The organism is Lacticaseibacillus styriensis, assembly GCF_030770295.1.
Lineage (GTDB): Bacteria > Bacillota > Bacilli > Lactobacillales > Lactobacillaceae > Lacticaseibacillus > Lacticaseibacillus casei.
In genome coordinates this window covers 1085095-1103035 of sequence record NZ_CP132483.1, presented here as the reverse complement: position 1 = coordinate 1103035, position 17941 = coordinate 1085095, and the positions used below count along the sequence as shown (strand labels likewise).

Here is a 17941-nt window from a genome sequence, read left to right as displayed (position 1 = left end):
ACGGAAATCAAAATGTGAATATGTCCTCCCATGCTGCTTCCATCAACTTTTCAAACCATGACATCATTCTGGTCTCGCACCTTGCTTTTACTGAGACAACTGCTTAGAGTTGACGCTTTTGCTAATATGTTAAAATAAACGCATTAAGATCACAAAGGTGGTTTAATTCTTGAAGATTTTGGTTGTTGGTGCAGGCTTGTTCGGCGCTGTCTGTGCCCATGAACTTGCAAAAAAAGGGCACCATATCACAGTTATCGAAAAACGAGATCATGTTGCCGGCAATGTTTATACTCGTGACATTGCCGGTATTCAAGTACACGAATATGGTGCGCACATTTTTCATACATCAAATCCCAAAGTGTGGAACTACGTGCGGCAATTTGCGCGCTTTAATCGGTACACTAACCAAGTGATTGCTAACTACCGCAATACTTTATACAACCTACCCTTCAATATGAATACTTTTTATCAAATGTGGGGAATCACCACGCCTAAAGCTGCGGAAGCCAAAATTGATTCACAGCGGAGCCGCTTACACGAAAAGAAACCTTCAAATTTGGAAGAACAAGCCATCTCACTTGTGGGTACGGATATCTACCACAAACTGATTGAAGGATACACAACCAAGCAGTGGGGACGCGCGCCGAAAGACTTACCCGCCTTTATTATCCGCCGCTTACCTGTTCGTATGACCTTCGACAACAATTACTTCAACGACCGCTACCAAGGTATTCCTGTTGGCGGTTATACCCAGATAGTCGAAAAAATGCTGGATGTTCCGCATGTCACAACGCATCTTAAAACGGACTTCTTTTTGGCCAAAGACGACTTTCTGCAACATTATGATCACATCATTTTTACCGGCTTGATTGACAAGTTCTTTGATTACCGTTTCGGTGAATTAGAATATCGATCATTACGTTTTGATACAAAGCTACTTGACGTGCCAAACTTCCAAGGTAACGCTGTTATTAACTACACAGATGCATCCGTCCCCTATACGCGTATCATCGAGCATAAATGGTTTGAATTTGGTCATGGTAATCCAGATCAAACTGTCATTACCTATGAGTATCCACAACCTTGGAATCGCGATGTTGAACCTTATTACCCGGTTAACGATACAACTAATAACCACCTGTTCACCCGTTACCGTCAATATGCCGAGCAATCAGTCCCAAACGTCACTTTTGGAGGACGGCTTGGTCTTTATCGCTACTATAATATGGATCAAATTATCGCTGCCGCCCTGCAGTTTGTTACTAAGAGTCCTCTTTTTAAGTGAGGGCTGTTGCGTCTCTCTACGTAATTCCATGACAAAAGGCGTCTGTACGCAATTAATAAAATGCATACAAACGCCTTTTTCCTTGACTGATTAATGTCCATTAAACGACATTACCCAATTCTGATCTTATTCATAGGCACATTAGCCTGGCCGATTTTTTGAAAAGCCGCCAGCGGCATCCGTACTTCCTGAACATATGGGATATCGTTCGTCAGAATTGCCTCAAGGTTACCGCGCAAAACATGGTTATCATCAAAAGGACTTTCGACTAACTGTAACACATTGTGCGAGCGGGTCTTGACCAGTGAATCCAGCTCAACGCCCATGTAGTTAAAAGTAACCGTATCATTGGTATGCACTCTCTTAGCCATTTGGTCTTGAATAAATTCCCCTAAGTTAGCATAGTGCGTGTTCACTTCATGGCTGATCGGATCTTCAATGGTAATGTAGTTGATTGCGTTATCGTAGTAATAGTATCTTAACACCGGACGTTGCTGCGTGTCGTAGAAGACAATTTCTTGAATCTCGTTGTTGTAATAAAAGATATTACTGAAGACACTACCATCAGCTGCATATTCTTCAATGTAATCCAAGCTACCATCAGGATTAGTGTAGCGGATGTCTTGTGCCGCCCGCCGTGAGTTTGGAAACAAAAATTCACGGCCAATACTATCGCCTTCGTGTAAAATCGAAATACTGCCATTTTTGTTCATATCAACCTTAGCAGAATAAGGTACGCGAACTTTGTTGAAAAATCTGTATTCTTTGGGGTGATAGGTACGCTTTGTCACTAAGTCAACGAGGTTAATGCCTTTTAGCCCCTCTTTTGCCAAAACCTGTCCGTAGTCCGGTTCAGCCGTTAGCGTCAAGAGTGTGGCATGGTCGCGCGCTATTCGTTTTTTGATATCCGGCCAAATGGGGGATGTCAAATCAACTGTGTTCAACAACTCATAATGCATCGATTAAGTTCCTCCATTTTCCCGCTATAACGTGATCCTGAAATGACGTAACTGAAATCTGTGTGTTCTTTTGAAGTTGCGCGTAGTCTGACTTCATGAGCCGCTCAATTCCTTGCGTTAGTTGCTCAATGTCAAATTCGTCATCTTCGCGCTTGAAATCCTGTAAAAAGCCATTCTGGCCATCTTTGACTAACTCCAATGCCCCAAACCGTGCTTTAAAGGTCACAATTGGCAGTCCAGCATTCAAAGCTTCGATATAGGTCAGACCAAAACCTTCGGAAAATGAAGCAGAAATAAACGCGTCATACTGCGGATAAACATCCGCCAAATCATCGGATAAGCCCTTAAGAACCACATAATCCTGCGCGTTTTCTTCTTCGATGGCCTTTTTAATTTTGACATCTTCACTGCCTTGACCATAAATGTCAAAGCGAATATCGTGGCCTTGTTTATGTAACTTCGCAACAGCATGGACGATCAGATCAATATGCTTTTCTGATGCCAATCGCGATGCTGTCATCAATCGAATCGGTTCTTTCAACTCACGTGGCGTTATTTTCGCAGGCTCGTCAGAAACGCCACCAACTGGAATGGTTACAAACCGCTTGCCATCATTGGGAAAATCAACCAACATGTCTTGGCGTTGCAGCTCGGTCGCAACCACAACTCGATCAAACGCTGACAAGTGATCAAACAAAAATTCATAATGATTGTTCCATAGAGGATTTTCCGGATCATCCCTGTCGGATAACTGATCGGCGTGGATCATATAAATCAGTTTTGACTCAGGAAGTCGATAGTTCATTAAAGCTTGGTCCGTGTTTTCGCCACGATCAATAATGAAATGACTGGGGGCACCATACGCCGCATCAAGTTGCGCAAAGAAGTAACGATAAAGCAAAAGCGCATTGCGGAAAAATAAGTGCTTCCCTCTTTGATCGTACAAGTGGATGTTGGCAATAATTCTTCCGCGATTTTCATCGTCAATGATCTCGTACATGACGCGCCGTTTGCCACTCGCAACGTCAAACAACTCAACGCGACCGGTACTAACCATCAAAACCTTATTTTCGAGATGGTGGATATCTGGATACTTAACGTAATGTTCAACCACCATCATGCCTGAATCGGTCATATATTCGCGCTTTCGGTGCGTATTTGTACCGTCAATCACCAGGTTATCCTCTGGAGGCGTCATTCGCTTTTCAAGTCCATTTTTAAGGTAATCATCGCCCAAAACAAGATACTCCCAAAGATTGATGACCTGGTCGTCACGCAAATGCCAGCGATCCATCGCAGGGTGTAGCTCACGAATAAGATCTAAGAAGACGAATCGGTAAGGTATGCCAACCTGATCAAATCGCTTTGCCCGATAAAATTCGGCATGTTCGACACCAGAGTTCCCCATGCCCATAGCCGCATTGACAAAAAAATTCATACTGAGTTCTCACTTTCCTTGGTTTTTAACACCATGACGCTTTATTTAATTAATACCTTTATTTTTCACCTTGAAAGACGTTTTGGCAAATTCTTCTTGCCAAAACCGCTTCATGGGCTGGCATGCGCCAATTGAATGATTCATCAAATGACTGGCGATCGCGTAAGGCTTTATACGCCTGCTCAGCAATCGATCGGATTTCTTCTTCATCATTCAGCCTTTCAGCCGGGATTCGCAAATAATACTGATCTGCCATTTCACTAAGCTCAAAAGTCTCATTTGGTACTCGTTGCCGCAAGACGACCATTTCCTTGCCAGCAGATTTTGTATCATCATGAACGTGAAGTAAGCGGTTAGTCACTGACTCGGTGATCTTTATCGATTGCATCACAGCAGTCGGTGCCAGATAACACGAAAAGAAATGGATTTTTTCATTATTGATATTCAATAACTCAAGCCGATAATTATTTGCACCCTCCGGCATTGTAAACTCACCATCTAAGTGTTGGCCATAATGCTGCGCAATGATATGGTCGCCATCATCCATGAAGCGGATATTCACAGTTACCGACCTTTCTGGAACGACTGCTGCTTCAACATGGTACGCATACTTCTGCCCCCGCTTAAGCAAGGGAATCTGGACATGTGGCTTGCGGTCGGCTTTCATAGGTAGATTTTCCCAATAATGCATCGCTGTCCCAGGAGCTTGAAGGGTGTTCGCAAAACTGACAGACCCATCCTGGTGATATTCGATTTTTGACCCATAGGTATAACTCGCTGAAGGCGTACGTTCCCAGTGAAGCATTGTCAAATTAGCCATTTATTCTCCTCGCTAACAAACTCAATCAACGTTTCTTCCATACTGCTGGTGAAGCAAATGTCGAAATTGCATCACAAACCAGTTAACAATCCCATCTGTATCATCATTATGGCGTCCAACCAAACCTTTCGATAGGATTCGCGCCATCGGCTCAGCCTTTTTGAGATACTGTCGAACCTGCTGAAAAGCATGCGGATCATAATCATCATTCATCATATAAGCAAAAGCAAATGTCGTATGACTAAAATCCGCCTTTTTAAAGACACGCCAGAATCGTTCATTTAATTTTTCGGCTCGCGACAAATCACCTTCATAAAACAGTAACATGTCAAGACTCGTTGCAAAGTCGCCTGGTCGCGTCAGGTGGGTTCCTTTGGCAATGGTTCCCACGTTGACCAGTGGTTTGCCGACAACAATCGCAGATGGCGCGAGCCTTGCACCGTAATAAAGCGCCCCAAACGTGCCCATAGACAAACCGGAAAGAATAAGCTCATTCGGTTTAAAATGCAACCGTTTCAACGTTCCCCGGATAGCTGCCATAACTTGTTGCTGTAATGCTTCACTCCCGAGGTAAAAAGCGCCGCCTTCCAAGCGAGAATCGGCGATCAATAAGAATGGCCCGTGAAACATCCGCATCATATAATTTCCTTCGAAACCTTCTGCAGAACGGTATCCCGAAAAATAAACATTGAGCGGCGGCTTTAAATCGCCGGCATCAAAATAAATTGCTAGTTCCGTATTCATGCCGGCGGGTTCGATTAAGCGCCGATCATTTAGCAAAAATTCGCCGTAAGGACCGCGTGATCGCCGAACATGAAATTGACCAATATGAAAGGTGCCTGATCCACTGGCAAAAACAGTTAGTTGCATGTTGCAACCCTTTTCGCCACCCTCAACTTTGAACTCCTGCCTGAGTTCATCGTCGACTTTTTCTTCGGATCGCAAAAATTCATTGGTTTCAAGATCATATTGCGTGACAACTGCCTTCAGATGAACACTTGGATCCAAGCGTTCAAATTCGACCAGTACCGTATCTAACATGTGCGCCGGTACCCACTGAGCAACGTTGGGATAAGCCATCAAACGCCACTGATGATCAAGATCAACCTTGAATTCATGATAAGACTGGCCTTGCTGGCGAATGCCCCCTTCAAAACCGGGCGCAATTGTAAACCAGCTTGGCGGCATACGATACCCCGCCTGATTGCCAAAAAAGTACTTATTGATGGTCGTCGCTAATACATTGACATCGCCAAAGTCAAGCTGATGAGCACCTTTTAGCTGCATGATTTCCTGGCAATCGGGCGGCATCTTAACCGCCTGATCATATAAAATCTGGTTGGCCGGTAACGCGGTTAAAACTTCTGGCTGATCGCACCATGGCGTTGTCTTGTCAATCAGAAACAAGGCATCCTGATAGTATGGATTTAAGCGGTTTAATTTAAACAGCGCTTGCTCCTTAACCGGAGGTGTGTCAGCGTCACTGACCCAAATATATTCAAACTCGTCCACTAATAACGTTTCCAGCGGTAACGCGTTTTCTCCAACCTGAATAACTTTCTTCGTATTGCGCTTTTTAGCTTTCACCAAATGTTATTACCTCTTGCCACTTTTTAATCAAGTGGTCAGCTGAGAACTTCTCGATCAATTCGGCATTCACCACCAGTGACTGATTCCAGTTGCTTAACGTTTTTAAAAAGAAACGGCATGCTTCGGGAATCGCGGTCAGATCGGAAACCACAATGCCGTTTTGATGCTCACGAATAAGCGTGCTTGACTGCCTGACAACGAGCGGCACACCATTGCTGATCGCTTCGATCATCATCCGCAAGTCAGGTATGGTTGCAGTATCGACATATACCCGAGCCTGATGCATCAACGCTTCCTGTACGTCACGTTTAGCAACCTGAAGATGAATGCGACTGGCAACGAATTCTGCGGCACTTAACGCCTGCCAGTTCGGCAATTCTCGAAGCTTTTTCCCACGTTTGTCAAGTCCGGCGATCGGCTTGCCACTGCGTTGATCGGCTACAAATTGGGCAACTTCCTGATATTGCTCGCCGGTCAAATCAACATCAAAAGTTGATTTAATGAAAGCTTGAAGATGATCTGACATTGTCTTCACTTGCCCCTCACTGCCTTCGACAATCAGTGCCTGATCATCTTCATGTTGCAATACTTTAATTAGTTGGATCAGTAACCGTCGTGCCTCATCATCCTGAATATTGCCAAGTCGCCAATAAATTGAGTCTAATGCAGTCTCATTGCTTAATCCCAGATTTAATGTTGTTGCATATTGGGGGATCACGTATTTTGCGACTTGATCTGCCTTTGCCTTATTTCCCTTAGCTTCGGCCTGCCGAACGAAAAGTTGTTCATCCGCCGAGGTTGGAAAAACGAAAACATCCTCATCATTGATTTGAATCAAATCCTTTGCAGTTAACTCATGTTTTTGATTAACCAGAAAGATCATCTGTTTCAGAAAAGGTTGTCCACTGCGTAATTCAAGTGTGTCTGTTTCCAGATCAGTGACAATTGGCGGTGATTGTTGAAGTTGCATGCTCTGCTTCATTAAAAATTCATAGACGATTTCTTGCATCGACTGGTAACTGGCAGCTGCAAACCGACCCTTCTGACTGTCAGCAACCGTTATCTTCTGTGACGTTTGCGTCAAGACCACATAGCCTTTGTCATCTAACCAGAATGTTTTCCAATGACCATCTGTTTAGGTCACCGTCCTGGTTGTCACAAAACCACGATCATCATACTGTTCCTTGACGACTTCACCAGAAGGCAATCTACGTTCAACCCAGTAAACAAAGCCTTCCTTGTGAAAGTGTGCCTGCATAACTTTTTTTGATCCCTGAAAATAAAAGACATCCCGCCCTAGAAAATAAGGAATCGCCTCTTTGGGCAAGACAAGATCCTCAATCGTGAATGGCATCCCCGATTTCATATGAATGCCCTGAATGTCATCATATACATTGGTCCACGAAAAGGTTTCTAACCCGACTTGATATAACAATCTGCGTAAGTCTGGCATTTGATTTGTAAACAACATCGAAAACGGTACCTTATTTTCCTTGAACATGGTAGCCAATTCAATGACAGGATCTATTTCCGGATGATCGGTACCACTCGTAAAAGTCGGCATCAGTGTTAACATGATCCACTCCCTCACTCAATTGGCTCATCAAACAAGCTATAACGATTCTTATTCCATAACGCAATAAATTGTTGCGTGACTGTGTCGGTAATTGTCACCATAATAAACACGCCACCTAAATACATGGCATAGTTCGAGGCAGAGGGTAAATACATGCCTATTGCCAATGGAACAACGCCAATTAACAATAAATAAAAATCACCAATCATGCTTAACCTAAAAAAGTGTCCCATGATGAGGGCTTCGGTGGCATCACCCGGCGTCGTGTGATAAACGTAATCCCCGCGTTCCTTTAGTTGGCGCGCCATTTTTGTCGGGCTAAGATTAATCAGACCAAAGGCAAAACCAAGAAACAAGACAATAAATGCATAAGCAAGAATACCAGGCCAATGATTGTAATTGATCTGTGTGATAACAAATTGACCAACATGGGTATATTGGTAGCCGAGTGCTTCGACAACCTGCTTTGGTAAGACAAATAACATGTTGGAAAACATAAACGGCATTGCGCCCGCTGCTAAAAAGGGCAATGGCAAATATGACTCACTGAAGGTGCTCTCTAAGGATGGTCGTTGTATAGGGATACGCTGTTCCGCCCGATAGACAAGCAACCCGGAAATAAAGACTAAACCGGTAACAACAATTCCGACTGTTACATTGGTAGGGTTAAGCTTCAAACGCGTCGTGCCATAGCCATATAAAAAAGAATGCGGCAAGCTGGTAATGATCCCCGGGATAATCAGTGCCACAGATCCTCCGAAGCCATGATTCGCATTTTCGAGCCCGATAAACAATGCAAACATGGCACCGGCAACCATATATAAAACCGCCGCTGCAACACCCAAGTTAAGGTTGTCACTGATTAAATACAATGGTGCAATCGCGTCGCGCAAATAATAAACCATCACAATGCCTTGGAGGACAGCTAAAATGAATGTCAACAGACGCTGTATAAAACCGACTTGCTGAACTGACAAATTGTTAACTGAACGAATATCCAATGACGCAATCGCCTGCCACACAATCATGGCAGTCATATAAGGTCCCAGACCCAGCGACAACAATGTCGGCATATTCATTTGTCCGCCTGTCGTCAGGCCAAACATTTGCAGCAATGCATTATGGCCCATCATTTTTCTGGCCATTGCAACGTCAAATCCGGGCAGCACAACTTGTTGCCCCAATGCATATACAAAAAGTACTAGCAGTGTAAACAGGACCCGTTTAGCAACGTCCTGATGCTCTCTCATATATTTCACCCTTTAAATCGCTCTGTAGCACCATCGGTTAACATTTTCAAACTCAAGGAAATTGAACCTGAATCGTGCCGTCTTTATTGAAGACCAAATCAGAACAAAGCAAATTTCGCGTAATTCTAACGTTCATATGCTTCTTCATTTCGTTAAAAGTACGCCGCGTTTCCTTTTGATATTCAAATAGCGGATCGCGCCCGTTGGTTGTCCGATTCATCGTAACCGCCTGTAAAGCTTCCAGATTATCAACTTGGTCAATCCAGGACATATCAATTGTTTTTAAAAGCGTAATCCTTTGAAAATAAAGCCATTGCATAGGATCGGTTAACGACTCATGCTTTTTTTCAAGCTGGCGGGTCATCAACGACAACATGTATGTGGGATCCTGCCACTCTGTAGCATGTTCATCAAGCGTTTTTGGCAAAAAATCCCGGTCGATGTTTGAATAAACAAAGTCCAAAAATTCTGAAATATCGCCATCGCGGTGTTCATGAGCAAAATCGTCCGCAACGCGTTTGAAGACACCGTGAATAACCCGATCAAGCGAAGTTGCCACCATAATCTGGTCTCGGGTTGCATAAACACTGTCTCGTTGTGCCCGAAAAACCTCACCATACTGTAACGTCGAAAAACGGGCGCTGCGTCCATTATTGCTGACGCGATCCTGGGCATGATCAATGACTTTGCGAAACCGCCCATGCCGACTAAGCTGTTGCGCTTGATCATGAGCATGGTGATAGGTGTATTTACGCACCCACTTTGGCGCATTCTGAATGACGATCCGGTCTTCCAGCGAGGTATAAAAAATACTGCTGCCTGGCTCTCCTTGTCGTCCCGCGCGGCCACGCAATTGATTATCAACCCGACGATTTGCCATTCGTTCGGTTCCCAAAACAAGCAGGCCGCCTTTTTCTTTGACCCCTTTGCCTAGTTTAATATCGGTGCCACGCCCAGCCATGGATGTTGCAACCGTTACAGCACCAAGTTGTCCTGCTTCGGCAACAATCTTGGCTTCTTTAGACGCACTGCGCGCATTTAATAAACTGTGTGGAATTCCTTCACGCAGTAATAAACGTGAATACAGGTTAGATAATGACAAAGAACCTGTTTCAATAAGGATTGGCCGTTTGTCTTTATAAGCCTCACGAACCGTTTTTAACGATGCCAACAGTTTTGCTTCTTGACTAATATAAAGTTCATCAGGTAAATCATGGCGGATCATCGGCTCATTTGTTGGCACCCGATAAACCGCCAACCGATAAACTTCCATAAACTCGCCAGCATCCGTTGCGGCTGTCCCTGTCATGCCCGCTAGTTGTTCAAACATCCGGAATAAATTCTGGTATGTAACCGATGCCATTGTTCTCATTTCATCGGTTACTTTAACATGCTCTTTTGCTTCGATTGCCTGATGTTGCCCGCTCTGCATCTTCATCCCGATTAACTCACGGCCATTATCGCGATCAACCAAAACCACTTCGTTATGATCGACAACATAATCACGATCCGGCTTGTATAGAAAGTGTGCCTTAAGTGCCAAAACCAAATGGCGGTATAGTTCATACCACGTTTTGCCTAAAAGATCGTCAACCCCAAAATAATGTTGCATTCGCGCAATACCTTCTGGCGTAAACCAGACAGATTTGTGATCATCACTGATCTTATAATCCGCTTTTTCTACAAGCATATTAATCATGCGATCAGCTGCTAAATAGTAATTCGAGTGCACTCTGGGAATGCCGGCGATAATCAAAGGCGTTTGTGCACTATCAAGTAAAATTGCATCGGCCTCGTCAATTAAGGCGTAACTCATATGCCTAATGTATTGCTCTTTGGGATTAGCCGCGAGATTATCAAACAAATAGTCGAAGCCAAGTGCGGAATTAGTGGTATAGACAATGTCAGCGCCGTATATCTTCTCACGATCGCGTTTTTCGCCTTCGTGTCCTGGTTGGGCAACACCTGAAGCAACCGACAAACCTAACCACCGATACACTTTGCCCATCTGTTCTGCATCTCGATTAGCCAGATAACCGTTAGCGGTGATCAAAAAATTACCCGCCCCTGTCAAGCCATGTAAATACATCGGCATGGTAGCTGTCAGGGTTTTCCCTTCACCTGTTTTCATCTCGACGATATTATTGTATTCCATAGCAACAGCACCGAGTATTTGAACCGGAAAGGGCCGCATATGTAAAACGCGAAAATCCGCTTCACAGACGACAGCAAAGGCCTCGGTCAATAATGACCGTAAAGCGTGTCCATTCTTTAGTTGTTCACGAAATAAAACGGTTTGATGACGAAGCTCTTCGTCACCCATGGCTTGATACTTGGCCTGCAAGTCAATGATTTTTTTTGCTCGTTTCCGATACCGATAATCTGATCCCCAGAAATTCATTAACGGATCTCCTAACATAAACTTGTTCAGTATTGCTTTTAATTTTTCTTGTCTCTATACTCAAACTATTATGACAAGTAAAAAAGGAAATTTAATTGACAAAGACATTGCCCAACGAGTTAAGAAGGAAAACGAAGAAATTACCAAGCCTTCAAAAGACCATGTAAAAGCCAGTACGATTGTCCAAGTGACAGTTGCGTTGCTTTTGGCTGTTATGGTCTTATTCGGTCTTGTTTACTCGCTCATTCAGATTTTTTAACCTTAACGCCTGAATTTAAAAAGGCAGCGTGCCTTTCACCGCCAATACGGCTTGGAGCGCAGCCATTTGATTATGTCTGCCTGTTCGTATTAAGTTGCTGATGTTTGCGACTTTGTCAACAAGTTGGTTATAGTCATCCTCAGTAATACCCGCCATGATGTTCGGCAAGTTATCCAGTGAGTCGATCGCGATACCAAGTCCGTTTTCACTAACATATCGTCCAATTGCTGTTTGGTTAAACGCAATAACAGGCAATCCGACCGACAAATATAAACTAAATTTATGGGTCATATTGATTCTTGCATACGGGTCAAAATGATTTTCGGTGTCTGCATCCCAGATCAAACCATAGCCATCATTTAATGCCAAAGCCAACTCTTCTTGCCGATAACTTCCTAAATATTCAACTGACTCTGCTAAAGAGTATGGCAACTTTGTGTCACCATCGGCAGAGCCATATACCTTAATGTTTAAATCAGCCGGTACATTTTTCAAAAAACCGGCTTTTCGCTCTACTAAGTTGCCTGCATAGTGAAGTGTTTGCGAAAACTTTGGGCGCCGATAAGCGATCGCTTGGTGATAGCCCCACGGCCCGCTGGGAATCATCGGAATGCTAACACCGTCGGAAGCTAACTGATCCTTGACAAGTTTCGTTCCAACAATCAAGCCGTCAAACGACTTCAAGAATTTTAAAACTTCTTGTTTGTTGTAAGAATCCGGAAAGCGCAAATACTCGACATCATGTACAAATGCAACGATCAGCGCGCCCTGCTTATGTACAAGTTCAACAACTGCTTCTTCTACTTCCGGTTCGGCATACGTCGGAATCTGAAAAATAACGACGTCGCCTTTGGTCACTGTTGCGATCATCCCTAAAATTTCTGATCGCCAGTGCTTATCATTCCAAAATACGTATCGTGACAGGAAAAGGTTATGGAAGCCGATTTTTCCATAAAAATAAGCCGTATCCATCTTTGCCTTAATGGTTGCCTGATCCGTATCCGGCTGTAATGGTGAAATTATATATTCCATTAGTTTAAATCCCCCATGCTGTCAAGCAGCACTATGTTTTCTAAGTAACGCCATTATAGCATAACGTTACAAAAATATTTTTAACCTTGAGCAGATTCAGGAATTGTCAAGTTATAAATATATTGATTTAAGTTTCTCGCTAATCACTTTCGCTCAAATACTGGATGCCTTCATATCAGTATTTACCACTAACTTTTGGTGAATTGCTTGCAAGCGGATATTTAAGGTGTGTCTACCCAAAAATCATTGAATTTTGTTGCTTTTTGTCGCTCACACGCCGATACTAAATTAATAAGTATTTTTGTAATGGATAGGTATCAGAACCAGAAAGACCGCATGAACACCGTTACCCGCCATTCGCAAAGTTTAAAAACAAAATGGAAAGAGCATGGGTTGGCATCATGGCTAATTATTTTTTACACTTTAACGGGTCAAATGAACCTTCTTATCCGTTCTGGGGAGAAGGCTTCACAGGTAAGCATTCTTTGGATCATGAGTCTTTTCTACGAGAACTTGGCTTCAGACGGATTGATGCCTTTTTTTATCGCTGGCCTGAAGAACCAAAAGACTCGTTAAATGCCCGCATGGATGGAATCCTGGGTGGTTTGAAAGTAAACGATTGCTTGGTCGTTCAATGGCCCTTACCGGAGATGGGTGAACGTTGGCTTCAAAAGTTATTTGAAAAAGTACATGAGTTCGGAGCAAAACTAATCTTCTTGATCAATGACCTCACGAGCTTACGTCACGGCTTAATACTTCCTGAAAAACATAATCAAGGAGAAATTCAAAAAACACTCAGAAGCCCCGAATTAAAACCTGAAATGATATTTCTTCATCAGGCCGATGCCGTGATAACCTCTTCTGAACAAATGGCACAGCAGTTGAAAAAAGAATTGGCTTTAACCGGCCAGAAACTGTCACCGCATGTTACCTGGCTCGGTCCCGATGGCTATAGAACCCGATATTTTCAGGGACACAGAGACTTTAAACAGGGAATCGATTTTGTCGGCTCTCTGCCAACGGCTCCTTTTTTATCACAGCTTCCAGAAGACCTGCATCTTAATGTATACGGTAGCCAATCACAAAACCAACCGCTGTCACAGCACAAAAATGTGACGCTTTATCCTTGGAGCGATCCTGAAGCAATCCCCCAACTACTTAAAGGCGCATACGGTTTGGTTTGGGACTCGACACAATATCCAAACGTGGCGGGCCCTCTAGGTGAATACGAAAAATACCATACCTCCGTGACATTGGCCATGCATTTAGCAGCGAATGAACCGGTTATTGTTTGGTCTCAAGCTGTAATAGCCGATTTTGTTCGTAAAAACGGTCTGGGTTTGGTGATTGATTCCCTGGAACAATTGTCCAAAAGAATAGCTGCTATCGCCGATTCAGACTATAACCATACGATTAACAACGTTGAAAGAATCAGCCCGCTTATTAGAGAAGGCTTTTATTTAAAAAAGGCTATGCTAAACGTTATTGCGATGATGTTTGACCGCGCAAACGACTAAACGTATGAGTGGCGTGGGCACATTGATTTTTGTGAATCATAAGTGCTCCATTCACGTGAAAATGACTTGGTAAAAAGAGGTTCATTGATGGCAAACTATATATTTCATTTCAATGATAGTATTTATCCCGGCTATCCATTTTGGGATTTTGGTGCAGCGGGAAAATGCCACTTAGATCGCGAAATCGCTGCAGAGGAGATTGGGTTTTCGCGGATTGATGGGTTTGTTTATAACTGGAATACCGAACCGCCAGATGTTCTTAATGCGCGAATGGATGGCCTGCTAGGCGGATTACAACGACACGATTGTTTGTTGGTTCACTGGCCCCTTTCGCCAAACTTCAGTCATCGTTGGATTCAAGCATTCATTGATCGGGTCCATCTGTTTGGTGCCAACTTAATTTTCTTGGTAGATGATATGGCTAGCTGGCGCTTCAATCCGGTCTTACCCGATCCAGAAAAAGGCAACATTGAAAAGTACATGGCATCGCTTGATGTTTCCGCAGAAGTTAATCTTTTAAGTCAAGGCGACGGCTTTATTTTCCATTCAGAAGCAATGGTGCAACATTATCGCGAGCAATTACAACTAGCCGATAAAAAGCTAACTGATAACGTTTCCTGGTACGGTCCAAGCCTAAACATGACTAACTATTTTCAAGGACGCCGGCGCTTTGATCAAGGTGTCGATTATGCGGGTGCACTTTTCAAAGCCGCCTTTCTGCACAAGCTTCCTGACAAATTCAAATTAAATATTTATGGCGCGCGCGAAAAAGACAAGGAACTTATCAAGCACAAGAATATTCATCTGCACGCACGGGTTGATCCGGAGGCGATTCCCCAAATGCTTGAAGGCTCTTACGGATTGGTTTGGGACTCAGAAAGCTATCCCGATGTTGTTGGCCCTCTTGGTCAGTATGAACGATATAACACCCCTGCCAAGTTCCCGATGTATTTGTCGGCTAATGAACCGGTGATTGTCTGGTCGCAAGCTGCAACTGCTGATTTTGTCCGTAAGAATCAAGTTGGCCTTGTGCTTGACTCGCTCGCAGAACTACCAAATGCGGTGCGCGACGTTAGTGAAGAGCAATACAACCAAATGCTCAATAATGTCATGCGCATTAGCCCGCTGATTCGCAACGGATTTTTCCTGAAAAAAGCTATTTTGGATGTCATGACAAAGATTTATGTACGAAGTGTTTAAAATGGAGCGCTTTTAAGGTATATGAGGAGGTCGCTTATGTTATGGGTTAGTCGTGGAAACTACATGGCTGTCAAAGCTGGTGATGAAAACAATCGAACAGCCATGTACAAAGCACGCGAGGATTATACAGCAGACTTGATGGCTATTGGGGCACAACCCTTTGACTTGTTTATTTACTATTGGCGTGATGAACCGGATGAGAGCCTGAATGGCCGCCTGGATGGTATCCTAAGCGGGTTTCATTTAAACGACACCCTTATTTTGCAAGTTCCGGCCTTTATACGCCCCCTCAACTTAAAGTTGCTGATTATTAAAATTCATGAAGCCTATCACGGTAAAGTCATCGGTTTAGTTCACGACTATTATCCACTATGGAATATAGCTGCTGCGAAAGAAGATACTGATTCCGATCCATGGCTCGATCAATTCTCATATCGTACTTATCCAGCACTTTTTTCTATGTTTGATGGACTTATTGTGCACAGCGAACCTTACAAACAGGCCATTCAAAAAGAGCTTAATTTCAAGGGACCAATTGTCACACAAGGTCCTTTTAGCTACCATTTAGCTCCTAATACCGACATTAGCGAACCTCATTTTGAGAAGAAGTTGGTTTTTGCCGGTAATATTAACAAGTCCAACTATCTAGACAAGGTGCCAAATTCGTGGCATCTTGATATTTTTGGGAAGAAGCCAGAGGGAAACATACTGGAACAAGGTTCGGTCGTTTATAAGGGATCCTACCCGCCCACAGAATTACCAAATCATTTTGACGGCGGATTTGGACTTGTTTGGGACTCAGATAGCTTCGATCAGGTAACCGGCGAGTCTGCAAATTATAGTCGAATTAGCTATGAACATAAGCTTAGTCTATACCTGGTTAAACGCATGCCGGTCTTCATCTGGAAAAATGCCGCTCCTGCAAAATGGGTCACGGAAAATCACTTAGGGTTTGCTGTTGAAAATCTTGCCGATATTTGGCCGATTATTGAGAATCTCACGGAAGATGACTATAGAGAGATGCAAAAAAACCTTGTGCATGTTAGTAACCTGATTCGTGACGGTGCGTTTGCAAAGCATGCGGCACTTGAAGCGGTGTTAGCGGTTAACGAACCTTACAATAAATGGTAATCGAAGGCGATCTTCGACTTTTTGAATCCCATGGTCAAAAAAATAGTAGGTCCGCATCAGCAAATGCGAGGCCTACTATTTTTACTTAAAGTATTTGTTGATTGATCGTGACCCTAATCAGTCAGTCGACAACCTTGGTCAGATAATCCCAAAGAACAAGATATCTCCCACCTGCATAAATCTGATAGGCATGATTACCGTTAACATCCGTGTAAGTTGTCAGAACCTGCATTTGCTTACCAGTCAAGTTAAGGGAAGCTGTCGTGCCAACGTATCCGATTCCAACCTGATAAACGTTTTCATTGCCCGTAATTTCAATTTTAGTAGGTGTAAAATCACGCGTGACCAATTTTGGCGTGTCTGCGGAAAGATTACTAATCAAATCTGTATCTGAAATGTTGGTTGCTTTGCTCGTATCTTGATAAGCATCACCTGTAATAATATCCTGATCACCCCAGATGATATAGTATTGATCCCCGACTTTAATCTGATAGTACCGGTTACCGCCGGCACTGACATACCCTGTCACGATCTGTTGCTGCGTATTCGTTAAGTTAAGGGAATTAGTCGTACCAACCTCACCGCGGCCAACCTGATAAACGTTTTGGTTGATCTTGATTTCAATCTTGCCGCCATTAAAGTTTCGGCTTACCAAGTGATCACTGCCAAACGTCTCGCTAGCAATTGGATCTGTCGGTAAAATCTTTTCAGTCGTACCGTCGTCCCTAAAGTCACTCATATTTGGGATGTTAATTGGTTTTGCGTTTGGATACAACTGGTTGAGATCCTTAAGCATGTCGCCAACAGCATTAACGTTATACGCTGGGATATTAGGCAAGATGCCCTTTGCAAGATCATCTGCTCCGCTAGTACCCATCAGTGCGCCAGGGTCATGATTGAGACCCAATGCATGACCCATCTCATGACTCGTTGTCGAAACTGCTTGGACAAAACCATTATGCGAAGTGGCTGCATTTAGGGTACTATTGCCAATTTCGATAATGTTCTGCCAGCCCTCGTAAACAACGCCATTATAGCCAGTTACACCACCAACACCGTCTGGTAAATCAGCCGGCTTAATGACAACATCAGCATCCGCCTTTGGTACATTTGCTTGCTGATAACTCATGATTAAATTAATACCCACAGCCTTGTTCCAGTGATCAGCAGCAGTCGTGATAACATTCTTTTGCTGAACTGCATCTGCATCATAAATTAAGGTGCCATTTTGGTTGATGGTCGTTATTGCAGATAAAACGCTCGGTTTCGCATTATCCGGTTCACTTTTGTAAAACGTTGTATTATCAGTGAACTTAATTTTTGCATCAACTTGATTGGCGGAGCTGAATACGCCAATCCCCAAAACAGCCACTATGGTCGAGAGTAAAACCCACCATTTCTTGTTCATAAAACCGCCTCCATCTTTCACTTTTAATTGTATCACTTTAAAAAAAGTGTGGTTGAAGTTTTTAAACTATCGAAA

Annotated in this window: 14 protein-coding genes; 4 read left to right on the top strand and 10 right to left on the bottom strand. The window is 43.4% G+C overall.

Annotated features, from left to right (window positions below; translation table 11 throughout):
- Positions 1 to 169 precede the first annotated feature (169 nt).
- Positions 170 to 1285: a UDP-galactopyranose mutase gene (gene glf, locus LACSTY_RS05270; protein WP_087911944.1), complete on the top strand. Its 1116-nt coding sequence runs from the start codon at positions 170 to 172 to the stop codon at positions 1283 to 1285.
- Between the two features lie 110 nt (positions 1286 to 1395).
- Here the strand turns inward: glf and LACSTY_RS05265 are convergent, their stop codons facing one another.
- The 9 genes from LACSTY_RS05265 to LACSTY_RS05225 all read right to left on the bottom strand — a co-directional run bounded on the left by LACSTY_RS05265 (position 1396) and on the right by LACSTY_RS05225 (position 12610).
- Positions 1396 to 2244: a hypothetical protein gene (locus LACSTY_RS05265; protein WP_087911943.1), complete on the bottom strand. Its 849-nt coding sequence runs from the start codon at positions 2242 to 2244 to the stop codon at positions 1396 to 1398.
- Entirely contained in the window at positions 2234 to 3682 is a 1449-nt protein-coding gene (locus LACSTY_RS05260; RefSeq protein WP_087911942.1) for a glycosyltransferase, read from the bottom strand. Before LACSTY_RS05260 ends, LACSTY_RS05265 begins: the two co-directional genes overlap by 11 nt.
- 58 nt (positions 3683 to 3740) lie before the next feature.
- Positions 3741 to 4502 carry an accessory Sec system protein Asp3 gene (asp3, locus tag LACSTY_RS05255; RefSeq protein ID WP_087911941.1) on the bottom strand — a complete coding sequence of 254 codons (762 nt, stop codon included), beginning with the start codon at positions 4500 to 4502 and terminating at the stop codon, positions 3741 to 3743.
- A gap of 21 nt (positions 4503 to 4523) precedes the next feature.
- Positions 4524 to 6089 (bottom strand): accessory Sec system protein Asp2, encoded by a 1566-nt coding sequence (gene asp2, locus LACSTY_RS05250; RefSeq protein ID WP_225362721.1) that lies wholly within the window; start codon positions 6087 to 6089, stop codon positions 4524 to 4526.
- Positions 6079 to 7176 carry an accessory Sec system glycosyltransferase Asp1 gene (asp1, locus tag LACSTY_RS05245; protein WP_161492238.1) on the bottom strand — a complete coding sequence of 366 codons (1098 nt, stop codon included), beginning with the start codon at positions 7174 to 7176 and terminating at the stop codon, positions 6079 to 6081. The genes asp2 and asp1 (LACSTY_RS05245) overlap by 11 nt, the downstream gene beginning before the upstream one ends.
- Before the next feature lie 51 nt (positions 7177 to 7227).
- Positions 7228 to 7668 (bottom strand): accessory Sec system glycosyltransferase Asp1, encoded by a 441-nt coding sequence (gene asp1 / locus LACSTY_RS05240; RefSeq protein WP_087911938.1) that lies wholly within the window; start codon positions 7666 to 7668, stop codon positions 7228 to 7230.
- Between the two features lie 11 nt (positions 7669 to 7679).
- Entirely contained in the window at positions 7680 to 8918 is a 1239-nt protein-coding gene (locus LACSTY_RS05235) for a preprotein translocase subunit SecY (protein WP_087911937.1), read from the bottom strand.
- A gap of 52 nt (positions 8919 to 8970) precedes the next feature.
- Positions 8971 to 11319, bottom strand: coding sequence for an accessory Sec system translocase SecA2 (gene secA2, locus LACSTY_RS05230; RefSeq protein WP_087911936.1), 2349 nt, complete (start codon positions 11317 to 11319; stop codon positions 8971 to 8973).
- A gap of 274 nt (positions 11320 to 11593) precedes the next feature.
- The gene (locus LACSTY_RS05225; RefSeq protein ID WP_151466799.1) at positions 11594 to 12610 is read right to left on the bottom strand and encodes a glycosyltransferase; all 1017 of its coding nucleotides are present in this window, start codon (positions 12608 to 12610) and stop codon (positions 11594 to 11596) included.
- A gap of 401 nt (positions 12611 to 13011) precedes the next feature.
- Between LACSTY_RS05225 and LACSTY_RS05220 the strand changes: the two genes are divergently transcribed.
- From LACSTY_RS05220 to LACSTY_RS05210, 3 genes are all read left to right on the top strand, one after another.
- Positions 13012 to 14127 (top strand): glycosyltransferase, encoded by a 1116-nt coding sequence (locus tag LACSTY_RS05220; RefSeq protein WP_087911933.1) that lies wholly within the window; start codon positions 13012 to 13014, stop codon positions 14125 to 14127.
- A gap of 87 nt (positions 14128 to 14214) precedes the next feature.
- Positions 14215 to 15327, top strand: a complete 1113-nt coding sequence (locus LACSTY_RS05215; protein WP_087911932.1) for a glycosyltransferase — start codon at positions 14215 to 14217, stop codon at positions 15325 to 15327.
- A gap of 36 nt (positions 15328 to 15363) precedes the next feature.
- Positions 15364 to 16458, top strand: coding sequence for a sugar transferase (locus LACSTY_RS05210; RefSeq protein WP_087911931.1), 1095 nt, complete (start codon positions 15364 to 15366; stop codon positions 16456 to 16458).
- Positions 16459 to 16579: 121 nt separating this feature from the next.
- Here the strand turns inward: LACSTY_RS05210 and LACSTY_RS05205 are convergent, their stop codons facing one another.
- Positions 16580 to 17866 (bottom strand): zinc metalloprotease, encoded by a 1287-nt coding sequence (locus LACSTY_RS05205; RefSeq protein WP_087911930.1) that lies wholly within the window; start codon positions 17864 to 17866, stop codon positions 16580 to 16582.
- Between the last annotated feature and the right edge of the window lie 75 nt (positions 17867 to 17941).